Source organism: Lentzea waywayandensis, from assembly GCF_900115955.1.
GTDB lineage: Bacteria > Actinomycetota > Actinomycetes > Mycobacteriales > Pseudonocardiaceae > Lentzea > Lentzea waywayandensis.
Genome location: NZ_FOYL01000001.1, coordinates 781,144 through 795,622, shown reverse-complemented (window position 1 = coordinate 795,622; position 14,479 = coordinate 781,144). Strand labels below are relative to the sequence as shown.

Annotated in this window: 1 protein-coding gene (cut by a window edge); it reads left to right on the top strand. The window is 70.7% G+C overall.

Annotated elements, in window-relative coordinates:
• Positions 1-24: 24 nt before the first annotated feature.
• On the top strand, positions 25-14,479 hold the 5' portion of the coding sequence (locus BM417_RS03585; RefSeq protein ID WP_093588250.1) for a type I polyketide synthase. It continues 15,137 nt past the right edge of the window; the window shows 14,455 of its 29,592 coding nt (coding positions 1-14,455); its start codon is at positions 25-27; its stop codon lies beyond the right edge, outside the window.

Genomic DNA, 14,479 nt, shown 5'->3' with positions numbered 1-14,479 from the left:
CGGGCGATCCGAGAAGGAAGCGCGATGACCACCTCTGCTAACCAGTACGTCGAGGCTCTGCGGTCGTCACTGAAGGAGATCGACCGGCTGCGCAAGCAGAACCAGCAGCTGATCGCGGCAGCGGTGGAACCGATCGCGATCGTGGGCATCGGCTGCCGGTACCCCGGCGGGGTGGCCTCGCCCGAGGAGCTCTGGCAGGTCGTCGCACAGGGCAGGGACGCGATCGGCGGCTTCCCCGCCGATCGCGGCTGGGACGTCTCCGATCTCAACTCCGCCACCATCGAAGGTGGTTTCCTCGAAGACCCGGCGTCGTTCGACGCCGGGTTCTTCGGCATCTCGCCCCGCGAAGCCGTCGTCATGGACCCGCAGCAGCGCCTCCTGCTCGAGACCGCCTGGGAGGCCCTGGAACGCGCGGGGGTGAACGCGCAGTCGTTGCGCGGCACCAAGACCGGCGTGTTCATGGGCACCACCTCGCAGGACTACGCCGACCTGCTCTCGCGCTCGGGCGAGGACGTCGGCCTCTACGCCACGACCGCGTTCGCCGCCTCCGTTCTCTCCGGCCGCATCTCCTACCTGCTGGGACTGGAAGGTCCCGCAGTCACCGTCGACACCGCCTGCTCTTCTTCGTTGGTGGCACTACACCTCGCCTCCTCCGCGTTGCGCGCCGGTGAGTGCGACCTGGCGCTCGCCGGTGGTGTCGCGGTCATGACGACGCCCGCCGGGTTCGCCGCCTTCACCTCGCAGGGCGGGCTCGCCGGAAACGGGCGCTGCAAGGCGTTCTCCGACGACGCGGACGGCACCGGCTGGTCCGAGGGCGTCGGCGTGCTGGTGCTGAAGCGCCTGTCCGACGCGCAGCGCGCCGGCGACAAGATCCTCGCCGTGGTCCGCGGGTCCGCCGTCAACCAGGACGGTGCCTCCAACGGCCTGACCGCGCCGAACGGGCCCTCGCAGCAGCGCGTCATCCGTCAGGCACTGCAGAACGGCGGCCTCACACCGTCCGATGTGGACGCCGTCGAGGCGCACGGCACCGGAACCACCCTGGGCGACCCGATCGAGGCGCAGGCGATCCTCTCGGTGTACGGCCAGGACCGCGCCGAGCCGCTCTACCTCGGGTCGATCAAGTCCAACATCGGTCACCCCCAGGGCGCCGCGGGAGTCGCCGGCGTGATCAAGGTCGTCATGGCGCTGCAGAACGGACTGCTTCCCCGGTCCCTGCACCTCGGCACGCCCTCCACCCAGGTCGACTGGACCAAGGGCAACGTGTCGCTGCTGCACGACGCGCGGCCGTGGCCCTCGGTCGACCGCCCGCTGCGTGCCGGCGTGTCCGCGTTCGGTGTCTCGGGCACGAACGCGCACGTGATCCTCGAGCAGGCTCCGCCGCTGGTCGTCGAGGCTGCTCCGGTCGTGTCCGCTCCCGCTGTGCTGCCGTGGGTTCTGTCCGGTCGCACCGCGGCCGCCCTGGACGCGCAACGGGATCGGCTGCGGGCGGTCGTGGACTCCCTGTCCCCGCTGGACATCGCGTTCACCCTGGCGACGGCGCGGGCGTCGTTCGAACAGCGGGCCGTGGTGCTGCCGGACGGCACCGAGCTCGCCCGCGGGGTGGCCGCCGACGAGACCACGCTCGCGTTCCTGTTCTCCGGACAGGGATCCCAGCGCCTCGGCATGGGCCGTGAGCTGCACGCGCGGTTCCCGGTGTTCGCGGCCGCGTTCGACGCCGCGCTTGAGCACCTCGACCCCGCTCTGCGTTCGGTGATGTGGGGCGACGACGCTGCCGCGCTCGAGCAGACCCGCTACACCCAGCCCGCGTTGTTCGCCTTCGAAGTCGCCATGTTCCGGTTGCTGGAGTCGTTCGGACTCGTGCCGGAGCAGGTGGCGGGCCACTCGATCGGTGAGATCGCGGCCGCGCACGTCGCCGGGGTGTTCTCCCTTGAGGATGCCTGCACGCTGGTGACCGCCCGCGCCTCGCTCATGCAGGCGCTCCCGGCCGGTGGCGTGATGATCGCGGTGCAGGCCACGGAGGACGAGGTCCTCCCGCTGCTCACCGCCGATGTCTCGATCGCCGCGATCAACGGCCCTGAGTCGCTGGTCATCGCCGGTGTGGAGAGCGAAGCGCGTAGGATTGTTGAACAACTCAACGATCGTGCTCCGCGCAAGTCGAAGCAGCTTCAGGTCAGCCACGCGTTCCACTCGCCGCTGATGGAGCCAATGCTGGAGGACTTCCGCGCGGCGATCTCCGGCATTTCGTTCAACAATCCCTCCATCCCCTTGGTGAGTCGTGGGATTGTTGAACAATCCGAGTACTGGGTTCGGCACGTCCGCGACGCCGTGCGGTTCCACGACACCGTGACCGCGTTGGGCGACAAGACGTTCGTCGAGGTCGGCCCGGACGGCGTGCTCGCCGCGATGGTCGACGACGCGATCCCGACCGCGCGCAAGGACCGCGGCGAGGAACTGGCGTTCGTGACGGCGCTGTCGCGGCTGCACGTCGCGGGCGTTCCCGTGGACTGGACCCGGCTGTTCGAGGGTTCCGGCGCGCAGAAGGCGGACCTGCCGACGTACGCGTTCCAGCGGCAGCGGTTCTGGCCGCGCCCGAAGACGCAGTCCGGCGACGTGCGCGGCGCCGGACTGGGCTCGGTCGGTCACCCGTTGCTCGGCGCGGCCGTGGAGCTGGCGGGTTCGTCGGGCCATCTGTTCACGTCCCGGTTGTCGCTCGCGACGCACCCGTGGCTCGCGGATCACGTCGTGATGGGCCGGGTTCTGTTCGCCGGCACGGCTTTCCTGGAGCTCGCTGTTCGCGCGGCGGACGAGGTCGGCTGTGACCGCGTCGAGGAGCTCACGCTCGCCGCGCCGCTCGTTCTGACGCCGGACACCGCTGCCCAGGTGCAGGTCTCCGTCGGTGCGGCCGACTCCGAGGGCAGGCGCAGCGTCGCGATCTTCTCGCGGGCCGAGGGTTCCGTTGACGTGCCTTGGCTTCAGCACGCTTCCGGCGTGCTCGGCTCGGGCACCAGCGCCGTGTCGTTCGACGCCTCGGTGTGGCCGCCCGCCGGTGCCGAGTCCGTCGACGTCGCCGGGTCGTACGAGCGCTTCACCGACATGGGCTTCGACTACGGCCCGGTCTTCCAAGGCTTGCAAGCGGTGTGGCGTGGCGGCGACGGTGTCGTCTACGCCGAGGTGTCGCTGCCCGAGGGCGTCGACGGCGGCGCGTTCGGGCTGCACCCCGCGTTGCTGGACGCCGGTATGCACGCCGCCGGGTTCGGTGACCTCGGCTCGATCAGCCGCGGTGGGCTGCCGTTCTCCTGGCAGGGCGTGACGCTGCACGCGTCGGGCGCTTCCGCGGTGCGGGTGCGGCTGTCGCGCGGTGAGGACGGCTCGATGGAGATCGCCGTCGCCGACGCGACCGGCGCTCCTGTCGCATCCGTCGAGGCTCTGCAGACGCGGCCGGTTCCCGTTGACGAGCTGGGGTCCGGGGTCGAGCGCGACTCGTTGTTCCGCGTCGAGTGGGCGCCCGTCGAGCTGCCGGCCGGGTTCGCGGAGCAGACCGTCGCGGTGCTCGGTCCGGACGTGCTGTCGCTGGCCGCCGGTCCCGTCGTCTCCGAGCTGACGGACGCCGACCTGACGCTGGTTCCTGTGGTCGGCACGGATGTTCGCGAGACGTGCGCGCGAGTGCTGGCGCTGATCCAGGAGTTCGTGACGCGGCCCGCGGGCCGGCTCGCGTTCGTGACGCGCGGAGCGGTGGACGGCGACGATCTCGCCGCGGCCGCCGCGCGTGGCCTGGTGCGGTCGGCGCAGTCCGAGCACCCCGGCCGTTTCGTGCTGGTGGACCTGGACTTCTCCGACGCGTCCCTGGGCGCGGTGCTGCACGCGTTGACGACCGACGAGCCGGTGCTGGCGATCCGCGACGGTGTCGTTCTGGCCGCTCGCCTCGCGCGGGCCGCGCTGCCTGTCTCGCAGTTGTCCTGGTCCGGTCGCGTCCTCATCACCGGTGGTACCGGCGGACTCGGCCAACTGGTGGCCCGGCATCTCGTTGCGGAGCACGGCGTTCGTGAACTGCTGCTCGTCTCGCGCAGCGGAACCGCTGACGTCTCGGCGTTGCGGGAGCTGGGCGCGGACGTGATCGTGGAGGCGTGTGACGTCTCCGACCGTTCGGCGCTGGAATCGTTGCTGTCGCGGCACTCCGTCGGCGGCGTCGTGCACACGGCCGCAGTGCTGGACGACGGTGTCGTTGAATCCTTGACGCCGGAGCGCATCGCCGTCGTCCTGGGTCCGAAGGCAGACGCCGCGCTGCACCTGCACGAGCTTCTGCCTGACGTGCCCTTCGTGCTGTTCTCGTCGGCCGCGGGCACGTTCGGTGGCGCCGGACAGGCGAACTACGCCGCCGCCAACGCTTTCATCGACGCTCTTGCTCGTGTCCGACGCGCATCAGGTCAACACGCGGTCGCGCTGGCGTGGGGCGCCTGGGAGCAGACCTCCGGCATGACCGCCGCCATGTCCGACGCCGACATGCAGCGCATCGCCCGGTCCGGCATGCCTCCGCTGAAGGTCGCCGAGGGCCTGGCCCTGTTCGACGCCGGTGCCGCCGGATCGGACGCCTTCCTGCTGCCGCTTCGCCTGGATCTTCCGGCGCTGCGCGCTCAGGGCACGCCGCCGCCGTTGCTGCGCGGCCTGATCAAGACTCCGAAGCGCCGCGCCGCCGCTCAGTCCGTTGCGGCGGACGGCCTTGTCGCCGAACTGTCGCGGCTCGGCTCCGACGCCCGGCTGGAAGCGTTGCTGGGCCTGGTCGCCACCGAGGTCGCCGCTGTGCTCGGCCACGGCAGCGCGTCCGAAGTGGACCGAACCCGCACGTTCCAGGGGCTCGGGTTCGACTCGCTGACCGCGGTCGAGCTGCGCAACCGTCTGACGGCGTCGACCGGCATCCGCCTGCCCGCGACCCTGATCTTCGACTACCCGACGGCCGGCGCCCTGGCCTCCTACCTGATGGACGAGCTGTTCGGCGCGGACGTCTACGTGCCGGAAGTGGCCGCTGGAGCCGTTTCCGACGACCCGATCGTGATCGTCGGCATGGCCTGCCACTACCCAGGTGGCGTGGCGTCGCCGGAAGAGCTGTGGCGCCTGGTGTTCGAGGAGCGCGACGGCGTCACCGGCTTCCCGTCGAACCGCGGCTGGGACCTCGACGGGCTCTTCGACCCGGACCCGGACGCCGCCGGCAAGACCCACGTGATGCAGGGCGGGTTCCTGCACGACGCCCCGGCGTTCGACCCGGACTTCTTCGGCATGTCCCCGCGCGAGGCCCTCGCCACGGACGTGCAGCACCGGCTGCTGCTGCGGACCGCGTGGGAGGCCTTCGAGCGTGCGGGCATCGACCCGGCTTCCGTTCGCGGCTCCAAAACCGGCGTGTTCGCGGGCGTGATGTCCAACGACTACTCGACTTTGGTGTCCGACGACATCTTCGAGGGCTACCAGGGCACCGGCACCGCGCAGAGCGTGCTGTCCGGCCGTGTCGCCTACACCTTCGGCCTCGAAGGTCCCGCCGTCACCGTCGACACGGCTTGCTCTTCTTCTTTGGTGGCACTGCACCTCGCGTCCTCGGCCCTGCGCAACGGCGAATGCTCGCTGGCACTGGCCGGCGGTGTGACCGTCATGTCGACGCCGGGCTCGTTCGTCGCCTTCTCCAAGCAGCGCGGCCTCGCGATGGACGGCCGCTGCAAGTCCTTCGCCGACGCCGCCGACGGCACCGGCTGGGGCGAGGGCGTCGGCCTTCTCGTGCTGGAACGCCAGTCCGACGCGCTGCGCAACGGCCACACCGTGTTGGCGGTCGTGCGCGGTTCTGCGGTCAACCAGGACGGCGCCTCGAACGGCCTGACCGCGCCGAACGGGCCGTCACAGCAGCGTGTGATCCGCTCCGCACTGGCTTCGGCCGGACTTGCCGTGACCGACGTCGACGTGGTCGAGGCGCACGGCACCGGCACGACTCTGGGCGACCCGATCGAAGCTCAGGCGCTGCTCGCGGTGTACGGCCAGGACCGCCCGTCGCCGCTGCTGCTCGGCTCCATCAAGTCGAACATCGGCCACACCCAGGCCGCCGCCGGTGTCGCGGGCATCATCAAGATGGTCCACGCGATGCGCCACGGCGTCGTGCCCGCGACGCTGCACGTCGACCAGCCGTCGACCCACATCGACTGGACCGCGGGCGAGGTCTCCCTGGTCACGGCCGCGACGACGTGGCCTTCCGTCTCCCGCCCGCGTCGCGCCGGCGTCTCGTCGTTCGGTGTCTCGGGCACTAACGCGCACGTGATTCTGGAGGCGCCGAGCGCGCCGGAACAGGTCGAGGCGGTTCCGGTGTCCGTGCCCCATGCGGTGCCCGTGCCCTACGTGGTGTCGGCGCGCTCGGCGGAGGCGTTGGCCGGGCAGGTCGAGCGGATCAATGCGTGGCCGGGGCACGCGGCGGACATCGCGCTCTCGTTGCTCACCACGCGCGCGTCGTTCGACCATCGAGCCGTGGTGCTCGACGGCGAGGTGCTGGCGAGCGGTGTCGCGAAGGCCAGCGAGCCGGCGTTCCTGTTCAGCGGGCAGGGGTCGCAGCGGGTCGGCATGGGCCGTGAGCTGTACGAGGCGTTCCCCGCGTTCGCCGAGGCGCTCGACGCGGTGCTGGCCAACCTCGACCCGGCCGTCCGCGAGGTCATGTGGGGCGACGACCAGGAAGCGCTCAACCTGACCGGGGTCGCGCAGCCCGCGCTGTTCGCGTTCCAGGTCGCGCTGTACCGGTTGTTCGAGTTCTACGGCGTGAAGCCCAGCCGCGTCGCGGGCCACTCGATCGGTGAGATCGCCGCCGCGCACGTCGCCGGTGTCTTCAGCCTCGAAGACGCGTGCCAGCTCGTGACGGCGCGTGCGTCGCTCATGCAGGCGTTGCCCGCCGGTGGCGCCATGGTGTCCGTGGTCGCTTCCGAGAAGAAGGTGCGCGAGCACCTGACCGATGGCGTGTCCATCGCGGTGGTCAACGGACCTCGGTCCGTGGTGATCGCCGGCGTCGAAGAAGAAGTGCTCGCCATCGCACAGAAGTGGAAGAACAAGCGGCTCAAGGTGTCGCACGCGTTCCACTCGCCGTTGATGGAGCCGATGCTGGACGACTTCCGTGAGGCGATCAGTGGATTGACGTTCCACGAGCCGGTTGTAGGAATGTCGACCTCCGGCGATGTCACCACCGTCGACTACTGGGTGAACCACGTCCGCGACACGGTCCGCTTCCACGACAACGTGACCTCGTTGGGTGACGTGAAGTTCGTGGAGATCGGGCCGGACGGCGTGCTGTCCGCGATGGTGGACGGCTGCGTGCCCGCGGTGCGGCGCAATGGTGACGAGGTCAAGTCAATGTTGACGGCATTGAGCCGAATCAATGTTGACGGCGTCAATGTTGATTGGAACAGGTTCTGTCAACATGGCCGGAAGATCGACCTGCCGACCTACGCGTTCGAGCAGCGAACGTTCTGGCCAGAGGTGTCCACGCGCTCGGATGTCCGGTCGGCCGGTCTCGGCGCGGTCGAGCACCCGCTGCTCGGCGCCGCCGTCGAGCTCGCCGGCGGAGAGGGCCTGCTGTTCACGAGCAGGCTGTCGCTGCGCACCCACCCGTGGCTGCGGGACCACTCGCTGCACGGCAAGGTCCTCGTGCCCGGCGCGGCACTCGTCGAGCTCGCGCTGCGGGCCGCGGACGAGGTGAGCCTCGACCGCGTGGACGAGCTGACGATCGCGGCGCCGCTCGTGCTGCCCGAGTCCGGCGCCGTGCAGGTGCAGATCCGGGTCGGCGGGGACGGTGACCGGCGGGCGGTGGCGATCCACAGCCGTCCCGAGGACAGCGACCTGCCGTGGACCGAGCACGCGTCCGGCTTCCTGGCGTCCGGCGCCACGATCGCCGACTTCGACACCTCGGCGTGGCCGCCCGCGGGCGCCGAGGCCGTGCAGGTCGACGGCGTCTACGAGCGGTTCGCGGAGCTCGGGTTCGACTACGGGCACGCGTTCCAGGGCCTGCGGGCCGCGTGGAAGCTGGGCGACCAGGTGTTCGCCGAGGTCGCGCTGCCCGACGACGTGACGGCCACCGGTTTCGGCATCCACCCCGCGCTGCTGGACGCGGCACTGCACGCGGTCGCGTTCGCGGACCAGCGGACCGAGGGCGCGGTGCCGTTCTCGTGGGAAGGCGTCGCGCTGCACGCGGTCGGCGCCACGTCGTTGCGGGTGCGGCTGCGGACCACGAGTGACAGCTCCATGGAGATCGCCATCGCCGACGCCGCCGGCGCGCCGGTCGCGACGGTCGGCTCGCTCGTCACGCGGGCCGTGTCGGCACAGCAGCTCAGCGCCGCGCAGGACGCGTTGTTCGGGCTGGACTGGGTGCCGATCACGCTCACCGAGGCGGTTCCGGCGGCCCACGTCGTCGAGCGCGTCGAGACGGAAGGGGCTCCGGTCGAGGCCGCGCACGCGGTGACGGCCCAGGTGCTCGCGAAGATCCAGGAGTGGATCGCGGCCGAACGTGCCGAGAAGCTCGTTTTCGTGACGCGACAGGGTGATCTGGGCGCGTCAGCGGTCTGGGGGCTCGTGCGGGCCGCGCAGTCGGAGCATCCCGGCCGGTTCGCGTTGATCGAGACCGACGGAGACCTGCCGGACGCGGCGCTCGCGAGTGCCGAACCGCAGCTGCGGGTGCGGGACGGCGAGGTGTTCGTGCCGCGCGTCGCCCGTGTCGCCGCCGCCGAGAGCGTTGTGCTGGAAGGACCTGTGCTGATCACCGGCGGTACCGGTGGGCTCGGCCAGGTCATCGCGCGGCATCTCGTCGCCGCGCACGGTGTTCGCGACCTGGTGCTGGTCAGCAGGCGCGGTGAGACGCCGGACTGGGCGGCGGAGCTGGACGCGTCGGTCACGGTCGCGGCCTGCGACGTCGCCGACCGGCATGCCGTCGCGAATCTCCTCGCAGGGCAACAGATCCGTTCCATCGTGCACACCGCGGGTGTCCTGGACGACGGCGTCGTCGAGTCGCTCACGCCAGAGCGTCTGTCGAACGTGTTGCGCCCCAAGGTCGACGCCGCGTGGAACCTGCACGAGCTCGCAGGCGACGTCTCGGCGTTCGTCGTCTACTCGTCCGGTGCGGGCATCTTCGGTTCGTCGGGCCAGGGCAACTACGCGGCGGGCAACACGTTCCTCGACGCGTTGGTCGAGCACCGGCGTTCGCAGGGCCTGCCGGGCGTGTCGCTGGCGTGGGGCGCGTGGGCGGAGACGGGCATGCTGTCCGGCGCCGACGCCGAGCGGCTCGCCAAGTCGGGCATGCCGCCGATCACGCCCGCGGAAGGCGTCGAACTCTTCGACGCCGCACTGTCCTCGGGTGCCGCGCTGGTGTTGCCGCTGCGGCTCGACCTGCCGGTGTTCCGGGCGCGCGGCGAGGTTCCGGCCGTGCTGCAGGGACTGGTGAAGGTCCGCGCTCGCCGCACGGCCACGTCCGGCACCTCGTCGTCGCTCGTGCGGAAGCTGACCGGTCTCGACGACACCGGCCGCCTGGAGGCGTTGCTGGACCTGGTCCGGGCCGAGGTCGGCGCGGTGCTCGGACACAGCGGCGGCGAGACGATCGACCCGTCGCGCGCCTTCCAGTCGCTGGGCTTCGACTCGCTGACCGCGGTCGAGCTGCGCAACCGCCTCGGTGAGGTCACCGGGCTGCGCCTGCCCGCGACGCTGACGTTCGACTACCCGACCGCCGCCGTGCTCGCCGGTTTCCTGAAGGACGAGCTGTTCGGCGCCTCGGACGCGGTGTCGCAGCTGCCTGCCCTGGTGTCCACTTCGGACGATCCGATCGTGATCGTCGGCATGGCCTGCCGCTATCCCGGAGGAGTGTCGTCGCCCGAGGACCTGTGGCGGCTCGTGTCCGACGGCGTTGACGCCATCACGGAGTTCCCGGTCGACCGCGGCTGGGACGTCGACGGCATCTACCACCCGGACCCCGACCACGCGGGCACGACCTACTCGATCGCCGGTGGCTTCCTGCACGAGGCGGGCGCGTTCGACCCCGCTTTCTTCGGGATGTCCCCGCGTGAGGCCATGGCCACGGACTCGCAGCAGCGCCTGCTGCTCGAGACCACCTGGGAGGCGCTGGAGCGCTCCGGGATCGACCCGGCTTCGTTGCGGGGCAGTGCGACCGGCGTGTTCACCGGCGTCATGTACAACGACTACGCGTCCATTCTGGACGGTGGCGAGTTCGAGGGACACCAGGGCCAGGGCAGCGCGGGCTCGATCGCTTCGGGCCGTGTCTCCTACACGTTCGGCTTCGAGGGCCCGGCCGTCACGGTCGACACCGCGTGCTCTTCTTCTTTGGTGGCACTGCATCTCGCTTCGCAGGCGCTGCGGTCGGGGGAGTGCTCGCTGGCCGTCGCCGGTGGCGTGACGGTGATGTCGACGCCCACCACCTACGTCGAGTTCTCCCGTCAGCGCGGACTTTCCGTTGACGGACGGTGCAAGGCGTTCTCCGACGACGCGGACGGCACCGGTTGGGGTGAGGGCGTCGGTCTGCTGGTGCTGGAACGTCAGTCCGATGCCGTTCGTAACGGCCACACGGTGCTGGCAGTCGTGCGCGGCTCGGCCGTCAACCAGGACGGTGCCTCGAACGGCCTGACCGCGCCGAACGGCCCGTCGCAGCAGCGAGTGATCCGCTCGGCCCTGGCTTCGGCCGGCCTGTCGCCCGCGGACGTCGACGCCGTCGAGGCGCACGGCACCGCCACGAAGCTCGGCGATCCGATCGAGGCGCAGGCGCTGCTGGCCGTGTACGGGCAGGACCGCTCCGAGCCGCTCTACCTGGGCTCGATCAAGTCGAACATCGGCCACACGCAGGCCGCCGCGGGTGTCGCGGGCGTGATCAAGATGGTGCAGGCGCTGCACCACGGCGTGCTGCCCGAGACGCTGCACGTCGGCACGCCGACCACGCAGGTCGACTGGGAGTCCGGCGCCGTCGAGGTGCTGACCTCGTCCCGCGCGTGGCCGACGGTGTCGCGCGCACGTCGCGCCGGCATCTCGTCGTTCGGTGTCTCGGGCACGAACGCTCACGTGATCATCGAGGCTCCGGACGCTCAGGAATTGTCAGACCTGCCTGAGATGATTGAGATGGGGGCTCGCAGCCCCCTGGGGGCAGGGCAATCCGAATCGATTCCGCAGGTCGGCGTGGTGCCGTTGGCGGTGTCGGCGAAGTCGGCGGCGTCGGTGCGGGCGCAGGTCGAACGGATCACGGCGTTGGTGGGCAGCGGTGTGTCCGCTGTGGACGTCGGGTTCTCGCTGGCGACCACGCGGGCGTTGTTCGACCACCGGGCGGTGGTGCTCGATGGCGAGGTTGTCGCGGAAGGTGTCGCGGCGGGCAGGCCGTTGGCGCTCCTGTTCTCCGGGCAGGGGGCGCAGCGGATCGGGGCCGGGCGTGAGCTGTACGAGGCGTTCCCGGTGTTCGCGGAGGCGTTCGACGCCGCCCTGGTCAACCTCGACCCCGCGTTGCGCGAGGTCATGTGGGGCGACGACCAGGAGGCGTTGAACCAGACCGGAGTGGCGCAGCCGGCGTTGTTCGCCGTCGAGGTGGCGCTGTACCGGTTGATCGAGTCGTTCGGGGTGCGGCCGGACCACCTGGTCGGGCACTCGGTCGGGGAGATCGCGGCCGCGCACGTCGCCGGTGTGCTGAGCCTGGAGGACGCGTGCTTGCTGGTGACGGCGCGTTCGGCGCTCATGCAGGCGTTGCCGGCCGGTGGCGCGATGGTGTCCGTCATCGCTTCCGAAGAGGAGGTGGTGCCGCACCTCACCGCGGGCGTGTCGATCGCGGCGGTCAACGGGCCGCGCACGGTCGTGATCGCCGGTGTTGAAGACGAGGTGCTGGCTGTCGCAGCCAAGTGGAAGAGCAAGCGGCTGAAGGTGTCGCACGCGTTCCACTCGCCGCTGATGGAGCCGATGCTGGACGACTTCCGCGAGGCGATCAGCGGGCTTACCTTCCACGAGCCGGTTGTGGGAATGTCGACCTCCGGCGATGTCACCACCGTCGACTACTGGGTGAACCACGTCCGGGACGCGGTGCGGTTCCACGAGAACGTCACCCGCCTAGGCGATGTCACGTTGCTGGAGGTCGGGCCGGACGCGCAGCTGAGCGCGATGGTGGACGGCTCTACGGCGGTGTTGAGGCGCGACCGCGATGAAGTCGCGTCAATGTTGACCGCACTCGGTCAAGTACATGTTGACGGAATCAATGTTGACTGGACGCCGCTGTACACAGGTGGACGCAAGGTCGATCTGCCCACCTACGCGTTCGAGCACCAGATGTTCTGGCCGAAGGCGGTGCGCAAGGCCGGTGACGTCGGTGCGCTCGGGCTCACGCGGGTGGAGCACCCGTTGCTCGGTGCGGCGGTCGACGTCGCCGGTGCGGACGGGGTGCTGTTCACGAGCCGGTTGTCGCTGGGCTCGCACCCGTGGCTCGCGGATCACCGGGTGTTCGGGCAGGTGTTGCTGCCGGGCACGGCGTTCCTGGAGCTCGCGGTCCGGGCGGGTGACGAGGTCGGGCTCGACCGCGTCGACGAGCTGACGCTGGCCGCGCCGCTCGTGCTGCCCGAACAGGGTGCTGTGCGCGTTCAGGTCGCCGTGGGCGAGGAAGAGAACGGGCGTCGTACGGTCGGAGTCTTCTCACGGCCGGATGGCGAGAACGCGCCGTGGACGCAGCACGCCACCGGCTTCCTGGCCAGCGGCACGACTGTCGGCGACTTCGACGCGACCGACTGGCCGCCGAACGCGGAAAGCGTTGACGTCGAAGGGGCTTACGAGCGGTTCGCGGAGAACGGCTTCGAGTACGGGCCGGTGTTCCAGGGGCTGCGGGCGGTGTGGCGCGGGGACGGCGAGGTGTTCGCCGAGGTCGCGCTGCCCGAGGACGTGGACGGGGCGGCGTTCGGGCTGCACCCGGCGCTGCTCGACGCCACGCTGCACGCCGGCGGGTTCTTCGACGGGGCCGAGGCGGGGCTGCCGTTCTCGTGGGAAGGCGTGTCGCTGCACGCCACCGGCGCGGCATCGGTCCGGGTGAGGCTGCGGCGTGCCGGGGACGCGTGGGTGATCGCGGTCGCCGACACGACGGGCGCCCCGGTCGCGACGATCGGGTCGCTGGTGACGCGGGCGGTGTCCGGACAGCAGGTGAGTGCGGCGGACCGTGACTCGTTGTTCCGGCTCGACTGGGTGCCGGTGTCGCTGCTCAACGCCGGTGCGGCCGCCGTGTGTGTGGAGGAGTTCGTCGGCGACGGGGACGTCGTCACGCAGACGCACGCTCTCGCGGCCCGTGCGCTGGAGTTGGTGCAGCGCTGGATCGCTGAGGAACGTGCCGAACGGCTCGTGTTCGTGACACGGCAGGACGACCTGGCTGCGAGCGCGGTGCACGGTCTGGTCCGGTCCGCGCAGAACGAGCATCCCGGCCGGTTCACGCTCATCGACACCGATGCCGAGGTGTCCGAGCAGGTTCTCGCGATCGACGAGCCGCAACTGCGGGTGCGCGACGGTCAGGTGTTCGCGGCACGGCTCGCACGGGCCGAGGCGGCGGAACCGGGCGAGTTCACCGGGCCGGTGCTGATCACCGGCGGGACCGGCGGGCTGGGCCGGGTGATCGCGAAGCACCTCGTCGAACGCCACGGCGTCAAGGAACTGGTGCTGGTCAGCCGCACCGGCAAGGCAGAGGTGTCCGATTTGGACGCCAAGGTCGTCGTGGTCGCGTGCGATGTCAGTGACCGCAAGGCGTTGCAGAAGGTGCTGAAGAAGCACAAGGTCCGCAGCGTCGTGCACACTGCCGGCGTGCTCGACGACGGCGTGATCGAGTCGCTCACGCCGGAGCGGCTGTCGGCCGTGCTCAAGCCCAAGGTCGACGCCGCCTGGAACCTGCACGAGCTCACCAAGAACCTCGACAACTTCATCATCTTCTCCAGCGCCGCCGGTACGTTCGGCGCCGCTGGGCAGGCGAACTACGCGGCGGGCAACGCGTTCCTCGACGCGCTGGCGCGGCATCGGCGTTCGGCCGGGCTGCCGGCGGTGTCGCTGGCGTGGGGCGCGTGGAACCAGACCGGCATGCTGTCCGAGGCCGACGCCGAACGCATGGCACGAGGCGGAACGCCGCCGCTGTCGGTGGAGCAGGGGCTCGCGCTGTTCGACGCGGCGATCGCCGGTGAGGACGCGGTGCTGCTGCCGCTGCGCCTGGACCTCGCGACGTTGCGCGGCCACCACGAGATCCGCCCGCTGCTGCGCGGACTGATCCGCGCGAAGGCCCGTCGCGCGGCTGCCCACGCCGACTCCGGACTGGTTCAGCGGCTCACCGCGATGGCCCCCGAAGCACGGCTCACCGCACTGCTCGACCTGGTGCGCACCGAGGTCGCCGCAGTGCTCGGCCACGACGGCATTGCCGCGGTGGACCCGGCGAAGGCGTTCCAGGACCTCGGTTTCGACTCGCTCACCGCGGTCGACCTGC